This window comes from Sphingomonas sp. BL2 (assembly GCF_056680015.1).
Window position 1 is genome coordinate 2,964,493 of record NZ_CM155261.1, and the last position, 26,612, is coordinate 2,991,104.

Below are 26,612 nucleotides of genomic sequence, written 5' to 3' on the forward strand. Positions count from 1 at the left end.
GTCAGTAGGCGATCCAGCGGGCGAGCAGCGCGTCGGCGCTGCCGGTGTCGAGGGCGGCGGCGGCCTTGGCCGCGCCGTCGACGAGAGTGGTGACGGTGCCGGCGACCATCAAGGCGGCGGCGGCGTTGAGCAGGACGGCGTCGCGGTAGGCGCCGGCTTCGCCCTTGAGGAGGCGGCGGAGCGCGTCGGCGTTGTGGTGCGCGTCGCCGCCGCGGATGTCGGTGATCGCGTGGCGGGTGAGGCCGGCGTCTTCGGGGGCGACTTTGCCCGGCAGCGCGACGGTGCCGACCGAGGCGACGATGCTGGGGCCGGCACCCGACAGTTCGTCGAGGCCTTCTTCGCCCGAGACGACGAGCGCGGCTTCGGTGCCGAGCTGTTCGAGCGCTTCGGCGTAGAGCGTGACGTAGTCCGGGCGGGCGATGCCGATGAGCTGGCGGGTGGTGCCGGCCGGGTTGGCGAGCGGGCCCATCAGGTTGAAGATCGTCCGCTTGGCTATGCGTTGGCGGATCGGGGTGATGCGCTTCATCGCCGGGTGGTGATTGGCGGCGAAGAGGAAGGCGATGCCGATCTCGTTGAGGCTCGCCTCGGCAGTGGCGCCGGCGCGGTCCATGTCGAGACCGAGTACCTCCAGCGTGTCGGCGGCGCCGGCCTTGCTCGAGGCAGCTCGGTTGCCGTGCTTGGCGACGGGGACGCCGGTTGCGGCGACGACGAGCGCGACGGCCGTCGAGACGTTCAGGGTGTGGTGGCCGTCGCCGCCGGTGCCGCAGACGTCGATCGCGCCGGCGGGGGCGTCGATCGGGATCATTCGGTTGCGGAGCGCGCGCGCGGCTTCGGCGATCTCGATGCTGGTCTCGCCGCGGGTAGCCAGATCGGTGAGGAAGGTGGCGATCGCGTCGTCGCTCGCGCGGGCGTCGAGGATGTCGGCGAACGCTTCGCGGGCGGACTCGCGGGAGAGGGGCGACGATGGGTCTGGGAGGAGGGTGGTGGTGGTCACATTCCCCTCCCGTCTGCGGGAGGGGTCAGGGAAGGGGCTTGTCTCGCAGGCGTCGTGGGTGCGGCGCGGCCCTCCCCCGACCCCTCCCGCAGGCGGGAGGGGAGTTGGTGGGGGATGTTCGCCATCTTGAGGAAGTTCGCGAGCATCTCGTGGCCATGCTCGGTCGCGATGCTTTCCGGGTGAAACTGGACGCCGTGGATCGGCAGGGTCTTGTGGCGGAAGCCCATGACCGTGCCGTCCTGCGCGGTCGCGTTGACGACCAGCGTGTCGGGGACCGCGTTGACGATCAGCGAGTGATAGCGCGTGGCGATGAACGGCGAGGGCAGCCCGGCGTAGAGTCCGGTGTCGTCGTGGACGACGGGCGAGGTCTTGCCGTGCATCAGGCCACCGCGCTCGACCTTGCCGCCGAAATGCTGGCCGATCGCCTGGTGGCCGAGGCATACGCCGAGCAGCGGCTTGCCGGCGTCCGCGCAGGCGGCGACGAGGTCGAGGCTTACGCCCGCCTCGGTCGGCGTGCAGGGGCCGGGGGAGATGAGGAACGCGTCCGCGCCCGACGACAGAGCCTGCCCGGCGGAGATCGCATCGTTGCGGACGACTTCGACCTCGGCGCCCAGTTCCATCAGGTAATGGACGAGGTTCCAGGTGAAGCTGTCGTAATTGTCGACGACGAGGATCATGGCGCCGCCATAGCCGATGCGGGGCGCGGTGCAACAGCGCTCGGCCGGGACGGTTCGGCGCTAATCGTCCTTGGCATAGTCGCGAAGGGCGATGGTGGTTCCTATATCGCCCGGGCAGGCGACCATCATTCAGTGCGGAGCAATGCTGCATGACGGACGTTATTCGCTCAAAGGAGCCTGATCCATGTTTCGTACCGCCGTCCTCGCCGCACTGATCGCATTCCCCGCCATGGCGTACGCGCAGGAAGCGCAGGTCGATACGCCGCCGCAGCGCATTCGCAGCGTGACGCTGACCGGTGACCAGGCGTGCCCGAAGTCGACCGCCGGCGAAGTCGTGGTATGTTCGACGCTCGACCAGCCATATCGCATTCCTAAGCAGTTGCGCGACGACAAGCCGATCGCGGCGCAGAACCAGAGCTGGGTCAATCGTGCGGCGTCGATGGATCAACTCGGACGTGTTGCCGGCGGGTTGCCGGATACGTGCTCGGCGGTCGGGACCGGTGGCCAGTCGGGGTGCTTCCTGGCGCGGAACAATGCCTATGCCCAGGAGCGTCGTGCGCCGGCTAGCGAGACGAATACGACGCCATAAGCAAAACATGTTAGGGCAAAAGATCTTGTTCTCCCGCGAAGGCGGGAGCCCAGTCTGGGTCCCCGCCTTCGCGGGGAAACATTCTTTCTAACGCCAGATTACTGACCGAAGCCCGGAGCTTTCGCCCGGCTGACCGCCTCGCGCGCCGCGGCGAGGATCGCGCCGGCCTTGGCTTCGCATTCGCGTTGTTCGTATTCGGGGATGCTGTCGGCGACGATGCCCGCGCCGGCCTGAACGTGGATCGTGCCGTCCTTCACCACTGCGGTTCTCAGCACGATACACGAGTCCATTGAGCCGTCGGGCGAGAAATAACCAACGCCGCCCGCGTACGCGCCGCGGCGTTCGGGTTCCAACTCGGCGATGATCTGGCAGGCGCGGACTTTCGGCGCGCCGCTGACGGTGCCGGCGGGAAAGCCGGCGAACAGCGCGTCGAGCGCGTCCTTGTCGGGGGACAGCGTGCCGACGACGTTCGATACGATGTGCATGACGTGGCTGTAGAATTCCACGCCGTAGCTGGCCGTTACCTTCACCGACCCCGGCGCCGCGGCGCGGCCGACGTCGTTGCGGCCCAGGTCGAGCAGCATGAGGTGTTCCGCGCGCTCCTTCGGGTCGGCGAGCAGGCTGATGCGGTTCGCCTCGTCCTCGGCGGCGGTCTTGCCGCGGGGGCGCGTACCGGCGATCGGGCGGATCGTCACTTCGTCGTCGCGAACGCGGACGAGGATCTCTGGGCTCGATCCGATCAGCGCGAAGCCGGGCAGGTCGAGGTGATACAGGAACGGCGACGGGTTGATGCGGCGTAGCGAGCGGTAGAGCTCGAACGGCGGCAGCGCGAATGGCGTGCTGAAGCGTTGCGCGAGCACGACCTGGAAGATGTCGCCGGCGAGGATATAGTCCTTTGCCGCCGCAACCATCTCGCCGTAGCGGCCTTCGGGCAGCGCGGGGGTGTAGACGGGTTCGGCGACGTCGGCGCGGATCGGTGCAGGGACGGGCGTGCTGGCGAGCTTGGCGGCGACCGCGTCGAGGCGCTCTTCGGCCTCGGTCACGATGGCATCGGCATTGCGTGCGGGATCGGGCCAGGCGGGTGCGACGAGGTAGAGCGCGTCGGTCAGGCGGTCGAACACCAGGATGACGGTCGGCCGCACGAAGATCATGTCGGGCAGGCCGAGCGGATCTACCGACGGCTGCGGCAGGGTTTCAACCAGCCCGATCGTCTCGTAGCCGAAATAGCCGACTAGGCAGGCGAGGGCCCGAGGCAGTTCCGCGGGAACGTCCGCACGACATTCGGCGACCAGCGCGCGGAGAGCATCAAGCGTAGGCACCGGGCACGGCTCGAACGTCTCGCGATCGGTGGCCCAGTGACGGTTGATCTCGGCGATGTGGCCGTGCGCGCGAAACAGCAGGTCGGGGGCTAGGCCGATCAGGCTGTGGCGGCCGCGGGTCGCACCGCCCTCGACCGATTCGAGCAGGAAGTCGCCACGCCCAGGCTCGATGAGCTTCAGCGCGGCGGCGACCGGCGTTTCGGTGTCGGCGACCTGGCGACGCCAGACGAGCGCGGGACGCCCTTCGGCCAAGGCTTCGCGCGCGCTGGTCATGCGATCAGTTGCCCGAGCCGCCCTGGCCGAGCAGGTCGGCACGGACCCGCGCGAGTGCGGACGGGTTGGTCTTTACGCCGACATCGGCACGGACTGCCTTGGCGAACTGCTCGACATATTCGCGACCGACCGAGCGGGCGATGTTGCCACGCGCTGCCTTGATCGCCGCGTCGTTGCCAGCCGCGTTGCCGCTCTGGACGCTGTCGAGCTTGATCACGAACCAACCGCTGTCGTCGGGGGCGGCCAGCGTCTTGGCGGTGTTCGGCGCCATGCTGAACATCAGCGCGAGCGCGGGCGGTGCGCCGCGCGGATCGGCGGCGAGCTGCGCACGGGCGGCGGTCAGCGTGCGCGCGGGCGGCATCGGCAGCTTGGTCTGTGCGAGCGACTGCTGGATCGGCATGCCCTTGTTGATGCGCGCGAGCACTTCGCCAGCGACGCGACGCGCGGCCTGGCGAGCGCGATCGGCGGTCACATCCTTGAGCACCGCGGCGCGAACCTGCGCTAGCGGACGCGGGGCGGAATGGACGACGCGGCCGAGCGCGACGACGGCAAAACCGCCATCGGTGCCGACCTGGACCAGTTGCGGGCCGTCGCCATCGGCCGCCTGGAACGCTGCGGCGACGAGTGGCGTAAGCGCGGGGTCGGGCTTGCTGGCGGGATCGTCGGGGTTGATGCCGCTCGCGATCAGCGCGGGCGTAGTGACGGCCGCGAGCTTCTGGTCGGCGATGACTTCGTCGAACGTCGCGTTCTTCGACAGCGAATCGTCGATCTTGTCGTGGATAGCCGACAACGCTTCGGCCGACTTGCGTATGCCCAGCGCGGCGGCGATTTCGCCACGGACCTGATCGAGCGAACGCGCAGCGACCTTTTCGATCTTGTCGACCTTGGTAACGGTCCAGCCAAGCGGCGTGCGGACCGGGCCGATCACCGCACCGCTGGCGGCGGCGAAGACGGCATCGGCGACCTGCGCGGACGCCGTTCCGGCATAGGCAGCCTTCTCGACACCGGTCTGGGTCGATGCTTCGAGCCCTGCACCGCGGGCGGCGTCGGCGAGGCTGGTGCCACCCTTCACCTTGGCGGCGATCGCGGCGGCACCGGCTTGGTCGGCGACGACGACCTGCGTGATGTCACGCTTCTCGGTCGCGGCGTAGCGTGCGCTGTCCTGCTGATAGGTCTTGGCGATCTCGGCGTCGGTCGGGACGGCTTGTGCCTTGACGGCCTCGGGCGTGATCATCGCGTAGCGGACGACGCGGCGCTCGGGGACGGTATAGCGCGCGATGTTGCGCTGATAGAAGGTGTTGAGGTCCGCATCGCTCGGCGCGGGGCCGGCGGGGACGAGGGCGGCAGGAATGAAGCCGATCGTGCCGGTGCGCTTTTCGAGCAGCAGCGAGGCGTAGGGGAGCGCGAGCTGGCTGGCGACCTGGGTCGCGCCGTTCGAGGGCAGAGTCAGCTGCTGCGCGAACGTATCACGCTCGATATCGCTGCGGATCTGCGCGTCGGTCAGCTTCCGCTGGGCGAGCACCTGGCGGTAGAGATTCTCGTCGAACTTGCCGGTCGGGCCCTGCAGGGCGGGGATGCTGGCGATCTGGCCGTCAATCGCGCGCTTGCTGACGACCATGCCCTGCGCACGGCCGAACTGTTCGAGCGCCATGCTGGAGATGATTCGGTCGAGCGTGCCGTCGAAGCCGCCCTGGTTGACGAAGGTCGCCATGTCGAGCGTCGGCTGCTGCTGGCGGAAGCCCTCCATCTCGGTCTGCGCCTGCGTCTTGAGCTGGTTCGCGGTCACGTCCGCCTTGCCGACCTTGGCGACGTCGCCGCCGGTGATTCCGGCGCCGCCGGTCATCGAGCTGAGCCCGGTGACGTCACCCGCCGCGAACGCGAGCGCGATCACGCCGAGCACCAGGAACGTGATGATCACGCCGACCTTCGAATGGGTAAGGCGGCGGAAGAAAGCGAGCATGGACAGCCGATCGACAGGGATGGGAACGCGGTTGCTTTACGGGGGCGAGGGCGGCTCTTCAAGTCGGGCGCGCAACGTTGCTTGGGGTTGTGCGGGGCGGGTGCTGCGCTATCGCTGGGCAAAACACTCGGGAGATGACGATGCGGCGTAAGCTTGTAGCCGGAAACTGGAAGATGAACGGGTCGCGCGCGGCGCTGGCCGAGCTCGATACGATCGCTGCGGCAGCGGCTGCCGCGCCGGGCGTCGATGTCGCGGTGGCGGTGCCGTTCACGCTTATCGACGCGGCATCGCAGCGCGTGCCGGGGTTGGCGATCGGCGCGGAGGATGTGCACGAGGCGGATTCGGGCGCGCATACCGGGTGCGTGTCGGCGTCGATGGTCAAGGAAGTCGGCGCGAGCTTCACGATCGTCGGTCATTCGGAGCGTCGCGCGGACCAGCATGAGACCAGCCATGACGCCTGGGCGAAGGCGGCGGCGGCGCGGCGGCAGGGTTTGCAGGTCATCCTGTGTTGTGGCGAGACCGAGGCGGAACGCGATGCGGACCGTGCCGAGCGAGTCGTGCAGGCGCAGATCGAGAAGTCGGTGCCGGACAATGCGGACGGGAGCTGGTTCACGCTCGCGTACGAGCCGCGCTGGGCGATCGGGACGGGTCGCACGCCGACGCTGGAGGAAATCGCGGCGATCCACGCGATCGCGCGCGCGAAGTTGCGGATGCTGATCGGTGATGCGGCGGCCGGGGTGCGGATCCTGTACGGCGGTTCGGTGACGGGCGCGAATGCGGCGTCGATTCTCGATACGCCGAACGTCGATGGGGCGCTGGTCGGTGGGGCTAGCCTGACCGCGGAGAAGTTCGTGCCGATCATCGAGGCTGCGGCGGGCTTGTGACAGCCGGTTCGGTCGATCTTGATCCTGATCTGGACGTTTCTGATCCGGATCGCGGGTAGAGCGTGTTAAGTCTCGATAAACATGGCGGTCTTATGGTCCGTGACACGATTCGACGGCCAAGTTTCGGGCCGGGACTTTGATCGGACAACTTCGGTGCGAGGGTTGATATGGCCAGGTGGTTCCCCGGTTGCGTGAGTGCCTCGCTGATCGCGAGCGCCGTCCTGTGTCCGATCGCGGCGCGTGCCGAGACGCCGCGCGAGTTGCTGACGCAGGCTGGGTTCGTCGACCGCGATCGCAATGTTGCGCTGGCGCGGATCGACCGGGCGGCGGCGGCGGCGGGGCAGGCGCTGAGCCGTTCGCCGAACGACGCCGAGGCCGCGATCATGCAGGCAATGGCGAAGGGGTATCGCGCCAAGCTGCTCGGCAACCGGAGTGAGGCGATCGCCGCGCGGAAGCAATATGAGGCGCTGGTCGTCCGCTATCCGCGCAATGCCGAGGCGCAGGCGGCGCTGGGCGCGTGGCATGTCGGGGTGATCGCGAAGCTGGGGCGGTTCGTCGGGCGTGCGGTCGCGGGCGCGCAGAAGGCGACCGGGTTCGAGGCTCTGGATCGGTCGGTGGCATTGGGCGGCAATCGCGCGATGTTTGCCGGACTGGCCGGGTTGTTGCGGCTGGAGTTGGACCCGAACGATGCTCGGGGACGGGCGCTGGTCGAGACGGCGAGCAAGGCGCCGACGCCGACCGCGATCGACGGGTATGTGCGCAAGGCTGCGGTGGCAGTGCTGGTGCCGCTGCGCGCTGGCGATGCGAATGCGACGAAGGCTCTGGCGGACAAGCTGCTGCCGTTCGGGCAGTTTGCGACGGGGTGACGTCGTCTTCGCTTGCGCTGTCCCAGGCATCAGCTTGTTCCCCCGCGGAGGCGGGGGCCCAGGATCTCACAGGCTGACGTTTGTGAGCCTGGACCCCCGCCTCCGCGAGGGAACGGTTAGGCGCCGTACCGTTTAGCCAACATCGCGAACGCGGCGCGGAGGGCGTAAGCTTCGCCGCCCTTAGGTCGCCCTGGCTTGGCCGACGGCCGCCACGCGAACACATCCAGATGCGCCCACGCCGCGGTCTTCGGCACGAACCGGCGGAGGAACAGCGCGGCGGTGATCGCGCCTGCGAAACCACCATCGGGTGCGTTGACCATGTCGGCGATGTCCGACTTCAGCATCTCGTCATAGCCGTTCCAAAGCGGCAGGCGCCACATCTGGTCGTTCTGTTCCAGCCCCGACGCGAGCAGGTCCGCCGCGAGCGATTCGTCGTCGGTGAACATCGGCGGCAGGTCGGGACCGAGTGCGACGCGCGCCGCTCCCGTCAGCGTGGCGAAGTCGAGGATCAACTCCGGGTTGCTCTCGCCTGCCTTGGTCAGCGCGTCGCCGAGGACGAGGCGGCCTTCGGCGTCGGTGTTGGTGTTCTCCACGGCCAGGCCTTTGCGTGTGGCGATCACGTCGCCGGGGCGGAAGGCGTTGCCGGCGATCGAGTTCTCGACCGCAGGGATCAGGAGGTGGAGACGGACCGGAAGCTTGGCCGCCATCACGAGGCTCGCCAGCGCCAGCGCGTGCGCCGCGCCGCCCATGTCCTTCTTCATCAGCCGCATGCCCGCGGACGGTTTGATGTCGAGCCCGCCGGTGTCGAAGGTAACGCCCTTGCCGACCAGCGCGATGCGGGGGTGCGAAGGGTTTCCCCATTCGAGTTCGATCAGCCGCGGCGCGCGGTCCTTGCTCGCGGCCTGGCCGACCGCGTGGATCATCGGGTAGCCAGTCGCGAGCGCATCGCCGCGCGTGGTCGTGACGGTTGCACCGTGCCGTTTGGCGAGCGTCTCGGCGGCGGCTTCTAGGTCGGCGGGGCCCATGTCGGACGCGCCGGTGTTGACGAGATCGCGGACGAGCGCGGTCGCTTCGGCGAGGCGCACGGTTTCGCCGATGTGCGCGGCGTCGGCGGTCAGGAGCACGCGGGGGCCGATCGCGTCCGGCTTCAAATAGCGCGTGAACTGGTGCTGGGCGAGCATCCAGCCGAGCCCTGCCGCACCGACCGGGCCTTCGGCGAGGCGGTAGGTGCCCTCGGGTAGCGACGCGCCGAGCGAGGCGATCCGCCAGGGGGACGTCACCGGTTCGTTGCAGACCAGCAGCATCGACCAGTCGTCCGCGGTCTCGCCGGGGAGGACCGCGCGGTCGCCGGCCTTGCCGGTCAGGCGGTGTGCGGCGATCGTCGTGCGGATGCGCTGCGACTGCTTGGCGAGCCAGCCTTCATAGGCGTCGGGGTGGACGACGTGGATCGTCCGCGCGGGCTGGCCGCGGTCGGGTTGGAGCATCGATGCGAAGTCGGTCATTGTGCGGGCGCCACCAAAAGTTGTTCGTATCGGCCGTTCGCGCCGGGCTCGGCATAGGTGCTGAGCGAGAGCGTGCGGTCGGGATAGGTGATGCGGTAGGTGCGGTTGACGAAGCCGCCGCGCAAGCGGGTCTTGCCGGTTTGTGCGAATGCGGTGGGCTCGCCGAGTGCGCCGAGGCTGGTCTTGTAGTCGGAGAGCGCGACCGGCTTGAAGTAATAGTTCGCGTCTTCAGTCAGCCCTTTGCGGTCGAGCGTGCCGGTGCGGAGCTGGTCGTAGACGGCGCGGGCTGGGGCGAGCGCGGCGGTGTCCTCGGCATTGGCGGGTGCGGTGGGCAGGACGATCTTGGCGACGCCCGCGGCGATGCGGCCCGTTGCGTCGCTGAACCAGCTATTGGTGAGGACGACGATGGCCGCCTTGTCGTCGGGATAGACGGTGTTCTCGGACAGGAAGCCGACCGCTTCGCCGCTGTGCTCGACATACCGGCGGCCGTTCGCGCTGCCGGTGAAGACGCCGAGGCCGTAGCCGTTGCTTGATCCATCGGCGAGTTTCACCGGGGTTTCCTGCACGGCCCAGTCGTCGGCGGGGAGCGTGGTGCGGTTAAGGCGCGCGACGTCCCATTTGGCGAGGTCTTCGGCGCTCATCGAGAGTTCGCCGGCGGCGTAGAGCCAGCCGTCTGCGCTGGGCGTTTCGGGGCGGACCGGGCCGAGCGCGAAGCGGCCATAGCCTTGCGGGAAGGCCTTGCCGATCGCCTTGTCCTGGTCGAGCGCGCGGATGTCGAGCGGCTTGAAGATGCGCTGCTGGAGGAAGCTCAGCAGGGACTGGTGCGCGACCTTCTCGACGATCATGCCGGCCACCACATAACCGGTGTTGGAATATTGCCACTGTGTGCCGGGCTGGAAATCGAGCGGCTTCTTGGCCCAGCGATCGACGATCTGCTGTGGCGTGACGGGCTTGGCCATCGCGGCGAAACTGTAATCTTGCGGCCAGTAATCCTGGAGGCCGGAGGTGTGGCTGAGCAACTGGCGGATCGTGATGCGGTCGCCGTCGGTGATGCCGGGGATGTATTTCGCGACGGTGTCGTCGAGCGACAGCTTGCCCTCGTCCTCGAGCAGCAGGATCGCAGCGGCGGTGAACTGCTTCGAGATGGAGGCGATCTGGTAGGGGAGCTTGGGGTCGGCGGTGGCGATCGCCTCGGAGGGTTTCCCGTACGCCTTGGCGAACACGATACGCCCGCCGCGCACCACCGCGATCGAGGCGGAGGGCACGCCGGTATCGCCGAGCGCGCCGGTGACCAGCGTGTCGATCTGCGCGGTTTCGGTGGGGGTGAGCGACTGCGCGATGGCGGGAGCGGGGAGCAGCGCGGCGACGGCGAGGAGGCGGAGTATCATGCGCGCAACGAAGCAGAACCGGCGTGCGCGTGCAACGCCGTGATTTTTATTCCGTGGCGGTAGAAGGGGTTAGGCTAGGGCAGAAATGTTGACGGAACACGCCATGTTACACGCACGTTTCATCGTCCGACCGGGAGCCTTTTCACGTCTTAGGGGACACAACCATGCTGTATACCATCGCCGTCATCCTGCTGATCCTCTGGCTGGCAGGCTTCGCCTTCCATGTCGCAGGCGGACTGATCCACATCCTGCTGGTGATCGCGGTCATCGTCGTTCTGGTGAAGCTGTTCACCGGCCGCAACGTCGTCTGACGGACTCGCGAACTTAGCCGTTCTCCCGCGGACGCGGGAGTCCAGGATCACCAACGGTATCGTTCGAGATTCCTGTGCCCCCGCTTTCGCGGGGGAACAGCTAATTAGACGGGCACGCCGTAGAGGTCGTGATCGTCGGCATCTTCGATCGTGACTGGGACGATGTCGCCGACCGTCAGGTGGCCGGCGTCGCGGAGGAAGACTTCGCCGTCAATTTCTGGGGCATCTGCCTTTGAGCGACCGGTGGCGCCTTCTTCGTCGACCGCATCGATGATCACGTCGAGCGTGCGGCCGATCTTGGCCTGCAACTTGGCAGCGGAGATGGCCGCGGTCTTTTCCATGATGCGGGCGTAGCGCTCTTCCTTCAGCTCTTCGGGCACGTGGTCGGGGAGCAGGTTCGCCGCCGCCCCTTCGACCGGCTCGAAGCGGAACGCGCCGACGCGGTCGAGTTGTGCTTCGTCGAGCCAGTCTAGCAGATACTGGAAATCCTCCTCGGTCTCGCCGGGGAAGCCGACGACGAAGGTCGAGCGGATCGTGATGTCGGGCGCGATCGTCCGCCAGTTGTGAATGCGCTGGAGCACCTTCGCATCGTTGCCGGGGCGCTTCATCCGGCGCAGCACCGACGGCGCAGCGTGCTGGAACGGGATGTCGAGATACGGCAGCACGAGGCCCTCCGCCATCAACGGGATGACGTGGTCGACGTGCGGGTAGGGGTAGACGTAGTGGAGGCGGACCCACGGCGCGATCTTGCCGAGTTCGCGCGAGAGGTCGGTCATGTGCGCGCGGACCTCGCGGGCTTCGTTCCGCGACATCGGGCCGCCGGTCTTCACCGGCCAACTCGCGTGGCGCAGGTCGACGCCGTACGCCGAGGTGTCCTGGCTGATGACCAGCAGTTCCTTAGTGCCGGCTTCGACGAGCTTCTCCGCCTCGCGCAGAATCGCGTCGGGGCGGCGGCTGACTAGGTCGCCGCGCAAGCTAGGGATGATGCAGAACGAGCAACGGTGGTTGCAGCCTTCCGAGATCTTCAGATAGCTGTAGTGACGCGGGGTCAGCTTCAGGCCGGCGTCTGGGATGAGGTTTAGGAACGCGGACGGCGGCATCGGTGCGGCTTCGTGGACCGCGCCGACGACCTGCTCGTATTCGTGCGCGCCGGTGATCGCGAGGACCTGCGGGAAGCGCGCGCGGATCGCGTCGGCTTCCTTGCCCATGCAGCCGGTGACAATGACGCGGCCGTTCTCGGCGATGGCTTCGCCGATCGCCTCGAGGCTTTCCTCCTTGGCGGAATCAAGGAAGCCGCATGTGTTGACCAGCACGATGTCGGCGCCGGCATAATCGGGCGACATCTGGTAGCCGTCGCCGCGGAGCTGCGTGAGAATCCGTTCGCTGTCGACGAGGTTCTTCGGACAGCCGAGCGAGACCATGCCGATCTTCGGCGGGGAGGGGAGTGTTGTTGCCATCAAGCCCGCGCACATAGGCGCAAAGTTCGGTTTTTTCTAGGCGGGCGAATTTGCTTCCTGCATGGGTGGGCGGATTGCGCGGGAAGGAACCGATATGCTGGCGATTGGACTGATGTCGGGGACGTCGCTCGACGGGATCGACGCGGCGTTGATCGAGACCGATGGCGAGGCGTTCGTGCGGCCGATCGCGTTTCGTGGCGAGCCGTATTCGGATGCGGCGCGGGCGCAGCTGGCGGAGGCGACGCGGATGGCGCTGACGTTCGACAAGCCGCGCGCCAGTCCGCCGGTGGTCGCCGCGGGCGAGCTGATTACGCGCGCGCATGTGTTTGCGGTGCATAAGTTGCTGGCGGATGCAGGGGTTGCGGCGGCGGAGGTCGATGTGATCGGTTTCCACGGGCAGACGATCGCGCATCGGCCGGATCGGCGCTGGACGTGGCAGATCGGCGATGGGGCGGCGGTCGCGCGGGCTACCGGGATCACGACGGTGTCGGATTTTCGGTCGGCGGATGTGGCCGCGGGCGGGCAGGGTGCGCCTTTGCTGCCGGTGTATCATGCAGCGTTGGCGGCGGGGCTCGAGGGGCCCGTCGCGGTGCTGAACCTTGGTGGGGTGGGGAATATCACCTTCATTCCCGGCGGGCGCGACATGCATGATTCGCGCGAGATGTCGCCGGAGCGGGCGCAGATGATGGACCGTGATGGGCTGGTGGCGTTCGATACCGGGCCGGCGAATGGTCTGATCGATAGTTGGGTCGAGGCGGAGACGGGCGCGCGGTATGATGCCGGGGGGGCGTTGGCGGCGTCTGGACGGGTGGATGAGACGGTGTTGACGGCGATGCTCGATCACCCGTTTTTCGATGCGCCTCCGCCGAAGTCTTTGGACCGGAACGACTTCACGATCCAGCCGGCTCGGGGGTTGTCCGCTGCGGACGGCGCGGCGACTTTGACGGCGTTTACGGCCGCTACCGTGGCTGAGGCTTTGCGGCATTTGCCGGCCCGGCCGGTTCGGTTGCTGGTGGCGGGGGGTGGTCGGCATAATCCGACGATGCTGGCGATGATCGCCGCGCGGACCGGGTTGGTGGTGGAGCCTACCGATGTGCTCGGGTGGAACGGCGATGCGCTGGAGGCCGAGGGGTTTGCGTATATGGCGGTGCGGACGTTGAAAGGACTGGCGATCAGTTTTCCGGGGACGACTGGGGTTCCGGTGGCGATGGCTGGCGGGGTTGTGGATCGGGTTTGAGCGGTGCGCTGACGCCAATTGAGCGTTCCGCGCCTGCAACGATCTGGGCCCGCAAACATCTGAGCCTGCGCAAATCTGAGCCTGGATTTTATGCTGCGCTGGCGATCATGCCAGCCAGCCACCTGTGAAGCCCGCGCGCTGCAGGCCGCGGCGGATGTGCGGGTTGCGCCGCATCGTCGTCCATACGAGCCCGGTCCGCCAATTCTCCATCATCACGACGATCGCACCCTGGTCGATCCCGAGATAGTCGCCATCGACCCATCCCAGCTTCGGATCGACGGTGCCGTGTTTCAGCGGTGCCGATACCGCCGTCAGCGTCGGGTTGAACGAGTCGAGGAACCCGTATTTGCCGTAGATCTGCGTGCCGTACCGGCCATGCATCGTCTCGATCGCGCGGCGGGCCAATTCGGGCTCGAACGCGATCGACGCCGCAGCGGCAGTGGGTGCCAACGTACCGTCGTCGCGATCGTCCGGCCCCCGCGCCGAATAGCTGAAGAACTCGCGCTTCCGTCCGCCGAGGGCGATCTTGAAGTCGCCGGGACCATCGCAGGCGGTCAGCCCCCAGACGTCTGGGCCATAGCCGGTCCATCCACCTGGATTGGCGATCGCATACGCCCGCTGCGCGCGCACCGCCCTGCGGCTGTTCTCGAAATAATCGATGCCCTTCTTCGTCATGTAGCGATCGCGGATGCCACGGAAGTCGATCCAGCAATGGCTGTATTGATGCACGAACAGCGGCGCGAAATGGACGTGCGGCTCGCCCCATTTGTCGGTCCACTGCTCATCGAAGCGATCGGTCCACGCGTCCCAGGTCGCCGCTGGCAACGCGTGCGTCGGCGACCCCAGCGCCAGGACGTACAGCAGCAGCGCCTCGTTGTAGATGTTCCAGTCATGCGCGATGAACCCACTTTCGGGGTGCCAGCCCATCGACATGAACGGCGTGCGGGGCACGATCCAGTTCCAGTCGATTGCTGCGTAAAGTTGGTCCGCCAGCGCCCGAATCCGTACTTCACCGGGATGATCCGAGTCGAACCAACTCTGTACGAACAGCACGCCGCCGATCAGTAGGGCCGTATCGATCGTCGACAGTTCCGCGCGCGCAAACCGGTGCCCCTTGGTCGTGCCGAGAAAATGGTAGAACAGCCCCTTGTAGCCGCTGTCGTCGCTCTTGCTGTCGCCCTGTGGCGCGGCGGCAAAGAATTCGAGTGTCGCGAGCGTCCGCGTGCGTGCCTCGTCCCGCGTGATCCATCCGTTGGCGACGCCGATCGGATACGCGGTCAGCGCGAACCCGACTGCGGCAATCGATGCGAACGACGGCGTCGGCCAGCGATCCGGTGCCAGTCCGGTCGCAGGATCCGTCGTCTCCCAGAAGAATCGGAAACTGCGCTGGTGCAGATCGCTGAGCAGCGCGGTCGGCATCGCCGTGCCAGTAGCGGTGCCGGTTACGCTGCCGAGCCGGGTGGTGGCGGATGGCATGGCGCAGCCGGCGATAAGTCCTGCCAGGCCCAATGACGTGTGGCGCAGCATCTGCCTGCGATCGATCATGACGTCCTTCGATTACTGGTAAGCTAGGGTAGCGGCGGGACGCGGCATGGCCGCGCCCCGATGTCGAGTTTTAGAACGAGAAGCCCGCCGACAGCTTGATCGTGCGCGGTGCATTGCCGCCCGTGCTGTAAGTCGAACGCTGGCCGTAATTCGGATCGATGGGACTGTTGTTGAAGTCGACGTAATTGCGGTCGTTCATCACGTTCAGGATATCGAGCCGCATGCGGATCTTCGTCTGATCGGTGATGAAGCCGAGCGGCACGTATTTGGTGAACGCGAAGTCGAGCTGGCGGCGACCCCAGAGATCGCCGAGACTATCCGCCTGCCGCCCCAGCAGCGTCCGCGCGAATGGCTCCGAGCTATCGAGGAAGGCCTTCAAGTAGCTCGGCGATTCGATCTGGAACTTGCTCGAGATCGTCACGCCGATCGGTGTATCGACGCTGCCCGCGATCACGAACCGGTGACGCGGCACCCCAGACGACCGCAGCGTCGGATAATCCGAGATCTGCGCGTAATCGAGCGCATAGGTCTCACCGAACTGCCGGTTCTCGTCCGCCTGCGTGTAGGTGTAGGTCGCGTCGATGCTCCACGGCGAGGCCGCAGAATAGGTCTTGGTCAGCTTGAAATAGACCGCATCGGAATTGGTCTTGAGGCCATTGGTGCCGAGGATGATCGAGCCATAGCCGTTGGGCGAGTAGGTGAACGGGGATTGAGGAACATCCGACACGCTTGCGGGATCGTTGAAGAAGAAGCTCCCGTCCGGACGGCGATTGCCGAGCAGGAACGCGAACCCGTCGTTGCTTTCGATATGCGTAAAACCGACTTCGAGTTCGACTGGCGAGAAGCGTCCGCGCAGGCCGAGGCTGAACTGGTCCGCATAGGGCAGCTTCAGGTCGTTGTTCATCATGACGATGGCACGCCCGCCGCCTGCGGCCGAGCTCGTGAGCTGCTGGCGTCCGGCATCGGTCAGATAGGCCGGGTTCCACGCGATACAGGTCTGGCTCGGTACGCACGGGTTGAGCGAGTCGTTGCCGATGAAGTTGAACGTGCGGACCTGGTACGCGCCTTGGCTGACCTCCTGCTGGAGGAAGTCGAACTGATTGCGGTCATAGGACCGGCCATAGCCACCGAACATCGAGAAGCGGCCGGCCTCGTCGAAGCGATAGGTGAAGCCGAGGCGCGGCTGCCACGCGCCCTTGAACGCCTTCCGGTTGTTGCCGGTCGAGATATAGTTGTTGATGTCGTAATCGGCGCCGATGAGATTTGTATAATTGGCAGGCGACACCGCCGCGACGATCTCCGGAGCCGTGGCATAGTCGAGATACGCCGGCGTCCGCTCGTAATCCCAGCGCAGGCCGAGATTGAGCGTCAGGTGGCTGGTGACGTCCCAATCGTCCTGCGCGTAGAAGCCGATCTGGAAATTGTTCGATCGGACGCTCGCATTGCCAGATGTCCCCGGCGCACCGAACTCGAGTTTATAGGGCAGCGTATCGTTGAAGGCGACGCCGGGGATCGCGTTGACGTCGTAGGTGTATTGCGGGTTGGTCAAATTCTGCTCAAGCGTGTTGAGCTTGACCCATTTCGCCTTGGCACCGACCTTGATCGTGTGCCCCTGAAGGCCGGTGAAGGTGAAATCGTCCTGGACGGTCCAACCCTTCTGGCCCTTGGTCTGGAAATTGCCGCCGGCGCCGGCACGGAGCAGGTCGGTGCGCTGCGTGCCCGTGCCGATCCGCTGCGTCGCCTGGAAGAGCTGGGTGATGCCATCGGTCGACGGCCTCGGCGAGAAGACCACGTCCTCGTACGACACGCGCGCGTCGTTGATCCACTTGTCGCCGGTATGCTGCCAGCGGAGCAGGCCGCGCTTGTCGACGACCTTGTTCAGCGTCGATGTGCTCGCAGCGTTGATCCCGGTTGCGTTCTGCAGCCCTGACTCGTCGCGATACTTGCCCGACAGCTCGATCAGGTCGTTGTCGGTCGGCACGATATCGATCTTGCCGAAATACAGGTCTTCCTTGAACTGCTGCGCGAAGGTGCCGAAGTTATCCTGATACTGCTGCGGGATCGACGACACCGGATAGCCATTCTCGGGCCGAACGTCGTACGGGCTGGAGATACGCTTGCCTTCGTACGTGAAGAAGAAGTGCGCCTTGTCCTTGATGATCGGTCCGCCAAGAGCCGCGCCGAACTGCTTGTTGCTGGTGTCGACCTTCGCGATCTTGGTCGGGAAGATCTCGCTTGGGCGGCGATCGCGCAGGTTCTGATTAGTGAAGTCGTAGAAGCCCTCGCCGTGGAACTGGTTGGTGCCCGACTTGGTCACCGCGGTGATCGCGACCGAACTGACCTGGTCGAACTCCGCCTTGTAGTTCGACGACAGCACCTGATACTCGCCGATGCCGAGCTGCGGAAACGGGTTGCCCGGCGAGGAATCCTGGCCTGTGATGCCGTTCTTGAGGACGTAATCCTTCTGGCTGACGCCATCGATGAAGACGTTGACGGTGCGGCTATCCTGGCCACCGCCCTGGATTCGCGACGCCCCGCTGGCGTCCTCGATGAACCGCACGCCCGGTGCGAGATCGGCGAAGGCGAGGAAGTTGCGGTTGTTCTGCGGCAGTTGCTCGATCAGCCGCGAGGAGATGACGCTGCCGACCTGGCCACCGGCAAGCGAGCGAATGCGGTTGCCGGTGACGACGATTTCGTCACCGGTTTCGGCTGTGCCTGAGGCGGGCGTTTCGGCGGTACCGGCAGGCGCAGCCGGTGCGGTCGGCGCCGACAGATCCAGGTCGAGCCCGGCGACCTGACCGACGCGCAGCGTGAACGCGTCCGAATTGCGCGAGCCGTTGCGCTGCTTGATCTCAAGCCGATAGGTACCCGCGCGCAGCGACGCGAAGTTGTACGCACCGCCGGTCTCGGCAGGCACGGTGCGCCGCAGCCCGGTAGCGATCTCGACCGCGGTGACCTCGACGACCGGATTGTCGGCGGGGGCGGTGATCGTGCCGCGGAGCGATGCCTGACCGACCTGCGCCGTTGCCGGCGTCGACGCGAACAGCAGCCCGCTCGACAATGCGGTCAGCGAGACGAGCGCTGCGCGCAACATCATCGTATTCATGGTAGTTCCCCTGTTCCCGATTGTTCGGGTTTTTCGTTGTAAATGCTGGAAGGATTTCGAACTCGGTGGCCCCGGAGCGCGGGGCCAGTGGACTCGCGCACCATCACGATCGGTACGCGCTGCTCGACGCCGCCGTCGTCATCGCCAGCGATCGCCTTCACCAGCCGCGCGACAGCGCTGGCGCCGAAGCTGGCGATGTCGATACTCGCCGACGTGAGGGACGGCGAGATAAGTCTGGTCAACGGAATGTCGTCGAAGCCGCAGATCGCGATCTGGTCGGGCACGACGATACCGGCACGCTTGAGAGTCATCATCGCGCCGATCGCCATCATGTCGTTGGCGGCGAAGATCGCGTCGACGTCGGCGTCCTCTTCGATCAGGATCGTGGCGGCGGCGGCACCCGACGGCTCCTTGAAATCACCCGTCAGCACGCGGAGCGACAGCTCGGCGCGCGCGCACGCCTCCTGCGCACCGCGCAGGCGCTCGTCGGCATCGATGTTGCCAGCGGGCCCTGAGATGTGGACCAGCCGCCGCCGACCGGTCGCAATCAGATGCTCGACCAGCGCGGACGCACCCGCAACATTGTCGATGCGGAGTTCGGTGCGACCCGATTGGCCCGGCGCACAGTTCACGAGAACGGCAGGCATGCCGCGCGGCAGGTGCGCGAGCAGTTCGTCCGCCGACACCTCCGGTGCCATCACCACCAGCCCGTCGACGCGGCCGCGCATCGCGTGCAGCGCCGCGACGCCGCGCTGCGCATCGCCGTGCATCACCATCATCATGCAGTACAGGCCGCGCTCGGACGCCTCGCGGTCCATCCCGCGCAACAGTTCGGAAAAGAACTCGCCGTGGAGGTCCGGCACGACGACGCCGATCATCCCCGACTTTGCCGAGCTCAAATGACGCGCCGCCGCGTGCGGCACATAGCCGAGCTGCAAGGCGACAGCCTCGATATGTTCGCGCACTTCGGGGCGCACATTGCTGTGCCCGTTCAACGCGCGCGACACCGTCGCCACCGACACCGCGGCTTCGCGTGCGATATCACGGACAGTGGCATGCGGCATGAAGCGTCGGGATCCCCTCTGGCGCCGATCCGCGTTTTGCGACCGGCATCTTATTCTTGATGTAACCGGTTACATGACCCAGAAGGCTGGATCAAGAACCTTGCGACGATCGCTCTGACGGGGAATCGCTAAAGGCATGGACAAGGGTGAGCGGATGACGGCGGCAACACATTCACAGGCAAGTTCGACGGCGATTTCACGGCGGGCGATACTGATGGGCGCGGCCGCGGTGACGGCTTGGGCGGCCAGTCCCGCGCGCGCGTTGCTCCAGCAGGCGAGGGGCGGTACGGCCGCATTACACGCCTCCGTCGAAGCGCTGATCGGGCAGATGACGGTGGTCGAAAAAGCCGGCCAGCTGACGCTGATGGCCGCGGCATGGGCGGGTGGCGCGGCGACCTCGCTCAACCCGGCGGGCGGGTCCGCCAGCTTCGACGGACAGCTCGCCGACGTCCGGGCGGGGCGACTTGGCGGCGTGTTCAACGGTAACGGCGCGGTCATGGCACAGCGGATGCAGACCGTTGCCCTGCGCGAGTCGAGGCTCAAGATCCCGCTGTTGTTTGCCGCCGACGTCATCCACGGCCTGCGGACCGTCTTCCCCGTACCGCTCGCTGAAGCCGCCAGCTTCGATCCGGAGCTGGTGCGGCGGACCGCGCGCGCGGCGGGCGCGGAGGCAGCGGCATCCGGCATCGACTGGACGTTCGCGCCGATGGTCGACATCGCCCACGACGCGCGCTGGGGACGCGGGGTCGAGGGCGCCGGGGAGGACGTGCTGCTCGGCCGGATGATGGCGGCTGCGCGCGTCCGCGGGTTCCAGGGCGAGCACGGTCTCGAGGCACCCGATGCGGTGGCATCCTGCGCCAAGCATTTCGCCGCCTATGGCGCAGCCGAGGCGGGGCTCGACTACAACTCGGTCGACATTTCCGAGCGCATCCTCCGCGAGACGTATTTCCCGCCCTTCCAGTCCGCGTTCGCCGCGGGCTCGCCGACCGTGATGGCGTCGTTCAACGAGATCAACGGCGTCCCCGCGACGGCAAACCCGTGGCTGCTCACCGACGTCCTGCGGCGCGAATGGGGTTTCGGCGGGCTGGTCGTGTCCGATTACACCGGCGACGAGGAACTGATCGCGCACGGCTTCGCAGCCGACGCGCGCGAAGCGACCAAGCTCGCGTTCATGGCCGGCGTCGACATGAGCATGCAAAGCGGGTTTTACCTGAAGCATCTGCCAGATCTGGTCGCGTCGGGCGACGTACCGATGGCCCGGCTCGACGAAGCCGTCCGTCGCGTCCTCGCGTTGAAGGTGCAGCTCGGGCTGTTCGACGACCCGTTCCGCCGGATCGATCCGCGCCGCGAAAAGACCCGGATCCGTACGCGGGAGAACCTGGTACTCGCTCGTGAAGCCGGTGCAAAGTCGATCGTTATGCTGAAGAACGACGGTGGCCTTCTGCCGTTGCCACGCATCGGGAAACGGATCGCGCTGATCGGTCCGTTCGCGGCCGGACAGCACGACCTGATCGGCCCCTGGAACGTCTACGGCACCGATGCCGAGGCCGTGGATCTCGCGACCGGCGTTCGCGCAACCGTTGCCGATCCGTCGCTCGTCAGCATCGCGCTCGGCTCGGGCATCGACGAACCTCTGGCCGGCGGCATCGCCGCTGCGGTCGCCGCAGCGCACGCGGCCGACGTCGTCGTGCTCGCGATCGGAGAGAGCCAGCGTATGTCGGGCGAGGCACAATCGCGCGTCGACATCGTTATCCCCTCAGCGCAGATGGCGCTGGTCGAAGCGGTCGCCGCAACCGGCAAGCCGCTCGTCGTCCTGCTACGCACGGGCCGCGCGCTTGCGCTCAGCGGAGCGGTTCTCGACGCGCCCGCGATCCTCGTCACGTGGTTCCTGGGCTCGCAGGACGGGCCGGCGATCGCCGACGTGCTGTTCGGCAAGATGGGGCCATCCGCGCGCCTGCCGGTGTCGTTCCCGCATGCGACCGGGCAGGAGCCCTATCACTACGATCACAAGAGCACCGGCCGCCCCAATCCACCGGGGCCGCTGTCCGAATACAAGGCGCATTACCGCGAGTTCGCCAACGACGCTCTGTTTCCGTTCGGCCACGGCCTAACCTATGGCACGATAAGCTATGCCGACCTCGACCTGGGTACCGGAACCATCGCGAGCGATGGCGCGCTGACCGTGCGCGCAGCGATCGCCAACACCGGGACGCGCGCGGCGGAAGAGGTGGTCCAGCTCTACATCCGCGATCTTGCCGCCAGCATCACCCGCCCGGTGCGCGAACTGAAGGCATTCCGGAAGATCGCGCTGAAACCCGGCGAGCGCCAGGTCGTGTCCTTTACGCTCCGCCGCAGCGATCTGCTGTTCGTCGGACGCGATCTGAAACCGACCGTTGAGCCAGGCCGGTTCCAGATCTGGATCGCGCCCTCGGCACAGGCCGAAGGCGTGTCGGGCGAATTCACGCTCGCCTGAGGAGCGACAGCGTATTGCGGCGAAGCGGGATGGCGATCACCGCCACCAGCATCGCCGCGATCAGCACCGCGGGTCCGGCGAGCATCAGCCAGCGAATGGCGCGCAAGCTGTCCGCGCCCTGCGCGACTCCCGCGACGAAGCCGTTCGCCTGATACACCGCGCCGATTGCAAACCCCGCTCCGGCCAATGCGATCTTCTGCACGAGCGCGAACGTCCCGAACGCGAGTGCCTCGACCCGCTTGCCGGTGCGCGCTTCGTCCCAGTCGACCGCGTCGGGCAGCAGCGTCCATGCGGCAAGGGCGAATCCGATAAAGGCCGCCTGCATGGCGAGCAGGAACGCGGCTGTCGCCATGCTGCCGGGGGCAACGACCAGCGCGAATCCGACAGGCAGTACCAGCGCCAGCACGCCCGCGGCTATCCAGGCAATGCGCGCGCCATGAACTCGGGCGAGCGCGGTCCAGATTGGCACGGCGGTCAGGCTGGTGAGCGCCATGCCAGCGAGGGCGCGCGGTCCGCCGGCGGTATCGAGCAGGACGTAGCGAAAGAAATACAGCACTGATTGGGCGGTCAGCGCTGTTGCCGCGCCACCCAAAGCGGCGGCGATGTTGAGCGCCACGAACGCCCGGTTGCCGGCGAGCGTCGCCAGTCCCGCGCGGATAGCCGGTCTGTCGACGTGCAGGGCAGGGGGGATCGGTTCGGGAACGCGCCACGCCACGATCGCGACCAGTGGCACGCCGACCGCGGCAAGCAGCGCAGCCGCGGCGCCGTAACTGCCGGTCCGCTCCACCAGCCAAGGCAGCGCGAGCGCCACCAAGGCTGCGGCGGCGGAGCCGAAGCCCATCCGCCAGCCGGCTACCAGCGACCGCTCCCGACTGGTCCGCGCTACCCGCGTGGTCCACGCAGCGTACGGAATGTTGGTGAATGCGTAGAGCGTGCGAAACAGCAACTGGGTCGCCAGTGCCCAGTGCGCGGCCCCCGCCGGCACAGCGAACATCGCGACGAACGCCAACCCCAGTGGCAACGCGCCGCATCCAACCAACCGACGATAGGAAAGCCGCATCCGCTCCGCCGTCGCCCCGGCGAGAAAGTCGGCGGCGCCATCCCAGATCGCGCCGATCATGAACAAAAGCCCGGCGGTGGCGGGCGGCAACGCGAGCGCGTCCATGTAGAAGAACAGCAGGTACAGGCTGATCGCCTGCCAATATAGGTTGAACGCGAAGTCACCGGCGCTGAAGAGCACAAGCGTGCCGTTCGGCGTTGCGGGATCGCGAGGCAAGGCCGACCGTATCGGGGATTTCCCGTTCATGAGCGAACCTCTCTCGTCCGACCTGTTGCGGCGTTCGGGGCGAGCCGACGATTATAACGGCATAGTGGGTCATGGCAGGCAGCCATGTTGACCGCGTGCTTAGCCCACATTTGCGCGCATACCAGTAGGCGACCGTGAGCCTCCGGGATTCAATCGACATTTTCAGACACCTCCCGCCGATCAACGACTGTTTTGCCGACACCGCCTGACCCCCGTCCTGGCGTGGGCCGTTTCTAGATCGTTCCGATTTGACCGGCATCTGATCGCAGCCGCTTGCGAGTACACCTGCCGCATCCTACCCCGGCGTCATTGCATCCAGAGGAACGCATTGTGTCCGTCAAACTGATGATCGTCGCTTTACTGTCCACCACGTTCGCCGCGGCCCCGGCGTCGGCGCAGGCGCTGCCACAGCCGGTCGCGCAGCAAGGCGAAAGCGCAGACGATACGCGCCTCAAGCGATTATTCTACGACAGCGACGAGGCCAGCCTGAAGCGCAATCCGATCGAGGCGATCTTTCGCGGTGACCTGCGCTATGCCGATCGGCTCGGCGACTATCTGACGGATGCGTATCTTGCGGCGGAGCGCGCGGCGATCGAGCATGACCTTGCCGCGCTGAAAACGATCGACCGGACCAAGCTAACCGCGACCGACCAGATCGCGTACGATGTGTTCAAGACCCGCAACGAGACCGATCTCGCGGGCTACGCGCCCGCGATCCTGAAGGTCGAGCGCGACCTGCCGATCGATCACTTCAACGGGTTCCAGACCTTCTATCCCGACTTCGCGTCGGGCAAGGGCGCGGCGCCGTTCAAGACGCTCGCGGACTATGAGAACAACCTCAAGCGCAGCGCGCAATATGCCGTCGTGCTCGACCGCGCGATCGGCCTGTTCCGCCAGGGCATGAAGGATAAGATCGTCCAGCCCAAGCTGGTCGTGACCAACATGATCCAGGAGTTCGACAACCTCATCGCGGAAGGCGTCGAGGGCTCGACCTTCTACGGCCCCGTGAAGACCTTCCCCGCGACGATCTCGGCGGGCGACCAGGCGCGGTTGAAGGCGGCGTATGCGAAGCAGATCCGCGATGTCATCACGCCCGCGCACCAGCGGATGCGCGACTTCCTCGCCAAGACCTATCTACCGGTCGCACGCGACACCGTCGGCTTGTCCGCGCTCCCGGGCGGCGATGCGTATTACACCTATCTGATCCGCAAGAGCACCACGCTGCCGATGACCGCCGAGCAGGTCCACCAGCTCGGCCTGTCCGAAGTCGCGCGGATCCTGAAGGGGATGGAGACGCAGAAGCAAGCGGTTGGGTTCAAGGGCGATCTGCCCGCCTTCTTCACCTTCCTGCGTACCGACAAGCAGTTCCAGCCAAGTTCGGTCGACCAGTTGCGCGACGGGTATCGTGCGATCGAAAAGCGCATCTACCAGCGTATTCCCGAGCAATTCTCGCTGACGCCGAAGACCGCGCTCGAGATCCGCCCGGTCCCGGCCTTCAAGGAAAAGACCGAGGCCGGTGGCTCGTATCAGGGCGGAACGCCTGACGGCCTGCGGCCCGGGGTGTTCTATTACAATACCTACGACCTGCCCTCGCGCTACATGTGGGAGATGGAGACGCTGTTCCTCCATGAAGGCGTGCCGGGGCACCATTTCCAGATCAGCCTCGCGCAGGAGAACACCGCGCTGCCCGCCTTCATGCGGTTCGGCGGCAACACCGCGTATGTCGAAGGCTGGGCGCTGTATGCCGAGAGCCTGTGGAAGGAGTTGGGCATGGAGACCGATCCGTATCAGCGGACGGGTGGGCTGAACGACGAAATGCTGCGCGCGATGCGGCTGGTCGTCGACAGCGGCATCCATGCCAAGGGTTGGACGCGCGATCAGGCGATTAAATATATGCTCGCCAATTCGCCGATGGCGCGAACCGACGCGACTGCCGAGGTCGAACGCTACATCGCTATTCCGGGCCAGGCACTCGCCTACAAGATCGGCCAGCTGACGATCGCGCGGACCAAGGTGAAGGCGCAGGCGGCGCTCGGCGCGAAGTTCGATCCGCGTAATTTCCATGCGCAGGTGCTCGATACCGGATCGCTGCCGATGCCCGTGCTCGAACGCAAGATCGACGCCTGGATCGCCGCTGGCGGCGGGGCGGCCAAGTGATCGCGCGCATGCTCACCGCGCTGGCCGCAACCAGCCTGCTCGCCGCGCCGATCGCGGCACAGGAGAAGAAGGAGACTTCGACCGTCGAGAAGAAGGTCGACGACGAGGTCAAGTTCCCGCCGCTCCCCGCCGACAAGACGGTCCGCCAGTCGGCGTCGATCGGCGGTCGGAGCATCGCCTACGATGCCACCATCGGGACGATTTCCGTGCGCGACGACAAGGGCAAGGAAATCGGCCAGATCGTCTACACGTCCTATGTCGCGACGGGAGGCGCCACCAATCGCCCGGTGACGTTCGCCTTCAACGGCGGCCCCGGCGCGTCGTCGGTGTATCTCAACCTCGGCGCGGTCGGCCCCAAGCGCGTCCAGTTCGGCGCGCAGGGCAATGCGCCGTCCGATGCACCGATCACCACCGACAATCCGAACAGCTGGCTCGACTTCACCGATCTCGTCTTCATCGATCCGGTCGGCACCGGCTTCAGCCGCAGCCTGGTCGACGAGGAAAAGACCAAGAAGGCGTTCTACGCGAACGACCCCGACATCAAATACCTGTCGAAAGTCGTCTACGACTGGCTCGTGAAAGCCGGGCGTCTGCGCTCGCCGAAATACGTTATGGGCGAAAGCTATGGCGGCTACCGCGCGCCGCGGATCGCGTACGAACTCCAGTCGCAGATCGGCGTCGGGGTCAACGGCATCGTGATGGTCTCGCCGTATCTCGATCCCGCCTCGGGCGACGGCGCGACCGCCTTGTCGCCGTTGCCGTGGATGATCGACCTGCCGTCGATGGCGGCGGCGCATCTCGAGCAACAGCATCAACTGACCCCTGCGGCGATGGTCGACGTCGAGGCGTACACCCGCGGCGCCTTCGCGACCGATCTGCTGCGCGGACGCACCGATCCGCAGGCGGTCTCGCGGCTCGTCACCAACGTCAGCCGGCTGACCGGGCTCGATCCGGCGCTGGTGCAGAAGATGGGCGGCCGCGTCGACTCCGCGACGTTCCTGCGCGAGATCCACCGTGCCGACGGGACGATCGGCAGCGTCTACGATTCGAACGTGACCGCGTTCGATCCGTTTCCCTGGTCCGCGCAGCGCCAGTCGAACGACCCGATCCTCGACGCGCTGATCGCGCCGACGACCAGCGCGATGGTCGACTTCGTCACGCGTGTCGTCGGCTGGAAGACCGACGCGCGCTATCATGCGCTGTCGTACGAGGTGAATTCGGCGTGGGATCGCGGCAAGCCCGACGACACGCCCGTCACTGATCTGCGCAAAGCGATCGCCAACGATCCCAAGATGGCGGTGATGATCGTCCACGGCTGGGACGATCTGTCCTGCCCGTTCTTCGCCTCGCGGCTGATCGTCGACCAGATGCCGAGCTTCGGCGCCACCGAGCGCGTGAAGCTCAACGTCTATCCGGGCGGACACATGTTCTACAGCCGCGAGGACAGCGGCGCGGCGTTCAAGCGCGACGCGCGCGCGATGTATGGCGGCGGCGCGCGATGACC

Annotated in this window: 18 protein-coding genes and 1 pseudogene; 8 read left to right on the forward strand and 11 right to left on the reverse strand. The window is 66.5% G+C overall.

Going from position 1 to position 26,612, the window contains the following annotated elements:
• Position 1 precedes the first annotated feature (1 nt).
• Together trpD and AC1ME3_RS13905 are read right to left on the reverse strand one after the other, a co-directional pair.
• Positions 2-994 carry an anthranilate phosphoribosyltransferase gene (trpD, locus tag AC1ME3_RS13900; RefSeq protein ID WP_480953600.1) on the reverse strand — a complete coding sequence of 331 codons (993 nt, stop codon included), beginning with the start codon at positions 992-994 and terminating at the stop codon, positions 2-4.
• Between the two features lie 113 nt (positions 995-1,107).
• A pseudogene (locus tag AC1ME3_RS13905) lies at positions 1,108-1,671 on the reverse strand (anthranilate synthase component II); the annotation flags it as partial.
• Between the two features lie 184 nt (positions 1,672-1,855).
• On the opposite strand from AC1ME3_RS13905, the gene AC1ME3_RS13910 reads away from it, so the two are divergent.
• Positions 1,856-2,260: a hypothetical protein gene (locus tag AC1ME3_RS13910; RefSeq protein ID WP_136190384.1), complete on the forward strand. Its 405-nt coding sequence runs from the start codon at positions 1,856-1,858 to the stop codon at positions 2,258-2,260.
• A 98-nt stretch (positions 2,261-2,358) separates the two neighbouring features.
• Here AC1ME3_RS13910 and trpE read toward each other — a convergent pair whose 3' ends face one another.
• Both trpE and AC1ME3_RS13920 read right to left on the reverse strand, forming a co-directional pair.
• Entirely contained in the window at positions 2,359-3,852 is a 1,494-nt protein-coding gene (gene trpE / locus AC1ME3_RS13915) for an anthranilate synthase component I (protein ID WP_480953601.1), read from the reverse strand.
• Between the two features lie 4 nt (positions 3,853-3,856).
• Positions 3,857-5,812 (reverse strand): peptidylprolyl isomerase, encoded by a 1,956-nt coding sequence (locus tag AC1ME3_RS13920; protein ID WP_480953602.1) that lies wholly within the window; start codon positions 5,810-5,812, stop codon positions 3,857-3,859.
• A gap of 140 nt (positions 5,813-5,952) precedes the next feature.
• On the opposite strand from AC1ME3_RS13920, the gene tpiA reads away from it, so the two are divergent.
• Together tpiA and AC1ME3_RS13930 are read left to right on the forward strand one after the other, a co-directional pair.
• Positions 5,953-6,696, forward strand: coding sequence for a triose-phosphate isomerase (tpiA, locus tag AC1ME3_RS13925; protein WP_480953603.1), 744 nt, complete (start codon positions 5,953-5,955; stop codon positions 6,694-6,696).
• 191 nt (positions 6,697-6,887) lie between these two features.
• Positions 6,888-7,562, forward strand: a complete 675-nt coding sequence (locus tag AC1ME3_RS13930) for a hypothetical protein (RefSeq protein ID WP_480953604.1) — start codon at positions 6,888-6,890, stop codon at positions 7,560-7,562.
• A gap of 116 nt (positions 7,563-7,678) precedes the next feature.
• On the opposite strand, the gene AC1ME3_RS13935 is transcribed toward AC1ME3_RS13930, so the two are convergent.
• Together AC1ME3_RS13935 and AC1ME3_RS13940 are read right to left on the reverse strand one after the other, a co-directional pair.
• A complete protein-coding gene (locus tag AC1ME3_RS13935) occupies positions 7,679-9,064 on the reverse strand; it encodes a leucyl aminopeptidase family protein (RefSeq protein WP_480953605.1) in 1,386 nt (461 codons plus the stop codon).
• On the reverse strand, positions 9,061-10,452 hold the full coding sequence (locus AC1ME3_RS13940) for a serine hydrolase domain-containing protein (RefSeq protein ID WP_480953606.1): 1,392 nt from the start codon (positions 10,450-10,452) through the stop codon (positions 9,061-9,063). The genes AC1ME3_RS13935 and AC1ME3_RS13940 overlap by 4 nt, the downstream gene beginning before the upstream one ends.
• A gap of 164 nt (positions 10,453-10,616) precedes the next feature.
• Between AC1ME3_RS13940 and AC1ME3_RS13945 the strand changes: the two genes are divergently transcribed.
• The gene (locus AC1ME3_RS13945) at positions 10,617-10,763 is read left to right on the forward strand and encodes a lmo0937 family membrane protein (protein WP_107954842.1); all 147 of its coding nucleotides are present in this window, start codon (positions 10,617-10,619) and stop codon (positions 10,761-10,763) included.
• Positions 10,764-10,867: 104 nt separating this feature from the next.
• On the opposite strand, the gene rimO is transcribed toward AC1ME3_RS13945, so the two are convergent.
• The gene (gene rimO / locus AC1ME3_RS13950) at positions 10,868-12,220 is read right to left on the reverse strand and encodes a 30S ribosomal protein S12 methylthiotransferase RimO (protein ID WP_480953607.1); all 1,353 of its coding nucleotides are present in this window, start codon (positions 12,218-12,220) and stop codon (positions 10,868-10,870) included.
• A 94-nt stretch (positions 12,221-12,314) separates the two neighbouring features.
• Here rimO and AC1ME3_RS13955 point away from each other — a divergent pair, with 94 nt between their 5' ends.
• Positions 12,315-13,457 (forward strand): anhydro-N-acetylmuramic acid kinase, encoded by a 1,143-nt coding sequence (locus AC1ME3_RS13955; protein WP_107954841.1) that lies wholly within the window; start codon positions 12,315-12,317, stop codon positions 13,455-13,457.
• 105 nt (positions 13,458-13,562) lie between these two features.
• Here the strand turns inward: AC1ME3_RS13955 and AC1ME3_RS13960 are convergent, their stop codons facing one another.
• The 3 genes from AC1ME3_RS13960 to AC1ME3_RS13970 all read right to left on the reverse strand — a co-directional run bounded on the left by AC1ME3_RS13960 (position 13,563) and on the right by AC1ME3_RS13970 (position 19,172).
• Positions 13,563-15,002, reverse strand: coding sequence for a glucoamylase family protein (locus AC1ME3_RS13960; RefSeq protein ID WP_480953608.1), 1,440 nt, complete (start codon positions 15,000-15,002; stop codon positions 13,563-13,565).
• Positions 15,003-15,072: 70 nt separating this feature from the next.
• The gene (locus AC1ME3_RS13965; RefSeq protein ID WP_480953609.1) at positions 15,073-18,108 is read right to left on the reverse strand and encodes a TonB-dependent receptor; all 3,036 of its coding nucleotides are present in this window, start codon (positions 18,106-18,108) and stop codon (positions 15,073-15,075) included.
• Positions 18,105-19,172: a LacI family DNA-binding transcriptional regulator gene (locus AC1ME3_RS13970; RefSeq protein WP_480953610.1), complete on the reverse strand. Its 1,068-nt coding sequence runs from the start codon at positions 19,170-19,172 to the stop codon at positions 18,105-18,107. Before AC1ME3_RS13970 ends, AC1ME3_RS13965 begins: the two co-directional genes overlap by 4 nt.
• 214 nt (positions 19,173-19,386) lie before the next feature.
• Between AC1ME3_RS13970 and AC1ME3_RS13975 the strand changes: the two genes are divergently transcribed.
• Positions 19,387-21,645, forward strand: a complete 2,259-nt coding sequence (locus AC1ME3_RS13975; protein WP_480955840.1) for a glycoside hydrolase family 3 N-terminal domain-containing protein — start codon at positions 19,387-19,389, stop codon at positions 21,643-21,645.
• On the opposite strand, the gene AC1ME3_RS13980 is transcribed toward AC1ME3_RS13975, so the two are convergent.
• Complete coding sequence (locus AC1ME3_RS13980) at positions 21,632-22,921, reverse strand: MFS transporter (RefSeq protein WP_480953611.1); 1,290 nt, start codon at positions 22,919-22,921, stop codon at positions 21,632-21,634. The genes AC1ME3_RS13975 and AC1ME3_RS13980 overlap by 14 nt on opposite strands.
• A 375-nt stretch (positions 22,922-23,296) precedes the next feature.
• On the opposite strand from AC1ME3_RS13980, the gene AC1ME3_RS13985 reads away from it, so the two are divergent.
• Together AC1ME3_RS13985 and AC1ME3_RS13990 are read left to right on the forward strand one after the other, a co-directional pair.
• Positions 23,297-25,108: a DUF885 domain-containing protein gene (locus AC1ME3_RS13985; RefSeq protein ID WP_480953612.1), complete on the forward strand. Its 1,812-nt coding sequence runs from the start codon at positions 23,297-23,299 to the stop codon at positions 25,106-25,108.
• Between the two features lie 8 nt (positions 25,109-25,116).
• Positions 25,117-26,610 (forward strand): S10 family peptidase, encoded by a 1,494-nt coding sequence (locus AC1ME3_RS13990; protein WP_480955841.1) that lies wholly within the window; start codon positions 25,117-25,119, stop codon positions 26,608-26,610.
• Positions 26,611-26,612: the final 2 nt, after the last annotated feature.

Bases quoted from the DNA above. Each gene is read 5' to 3' on its own strand.
- rimO (WP_480953607.1), bottom strand. From the start codon at position 12,220: ATGGCAACAACACTCCCCTCCCCGCCGAAGATCGGCATGGTCTCGCTC.
- AC1ME3_RS13985 (WP_480953612.1), top strand. From the start codon at position 23,297: ATGATCGTCGCTTTACTGTCCACCACGTTCGCCGCGGCCCCGGCGTCG.
- AC1ME3_RS13945 (WP_107954842.1), top strand. From the start codon at position 10,617: ATGCTGTATACCATCGCCGTCATCCTGCTGATCCTCTGGCTGGCAGGC.
- AC1ME3_RS13940 (WP_480953606.1), bottom strand. From the start codon at position 10,452: ATGATACTCCGCCTCCTCGCCGTCGCCGCGCTGCTCCCCGCTCCCGCC.
- AC1ME3_RS13935 (WP_480953605.1), bottom strand. From the start codon at position 9,064: ATGACCGACTTCGCATCGATGCTCCAACCCGACCGCGGCCAGCCCGCG.
- AC1ME3_RS13970 (WP_480953610.1), bottom strand. From the start codon at position 19,172: ATGCCGCATGCCACTGTCCGTGATATCGCACGCGAAGCCGCGGTGTCG.
- AC1ME3_RS13975 (WP_480955840.1), top strand. From the start codon at position 19,387: ATGGGCGCGGCCGCGGTGACGGCTTGGGCGGCCAGTCCCGCGCGCGCG.
- AC1ME3_RS13955 (WP_107954841.1), top strand. From the start codon at position 12,315: ATGCTGGCGATTGGACTGATGTCGGGGACGTCGCTCGACGGGATCGAC.
- AC1ME3_RS13960 (WP_480953608.1), bottom strand. From the start codon at position 15,002: ATGATCGATCGCAGGCAGATGCTGCGCCACACGTCATTGGGCCTGGCA.
- tpiA (WP_480953603.1), top strand. From the start codon at position 5,953: ATGCGGCGTAAGCTTGTAGCCGGAAACTGGAAGATGAACGGGTCGCGC.
- AC1ME3_RS13965 (WP_480953609.1), bottom strand. From the start codon at position 18,108: ATGAATACGATGATGTTGCGCGCAGCGCTCGTCTCGCTGACCGCATTG.
- AC1ME3_RS13990 (WP_480955841.1), top strand. From the start codon at position 25,117: ATGCTCACCGCGCTGGCCGCAACCAGCCTGCTCGCCGCGCCGATCGCG.
- AC1ME3_RS13910 (WP_136190384.1), top strand. From the start codon at position 1,856: ATGTTTCGTACCGCCGTCCTCGCCGCACTGATCGCATTCCCCGCCATG.
- trpE (WP_480953601.1), bottom strand. From the start codon at position 3,852: ATGACCAGCGCGCGCGAAGCCTTGGCCGAAGGGCGTCCCGCGCTCGTC.
- AC1ME3_RS13920 (WP_480953602.1), bottom strand. From the start codon at position 5,812: ATGCTCGCTTTCTTCCGCCGCCTTACCCATTCGAAGGTCGGCGTGATC.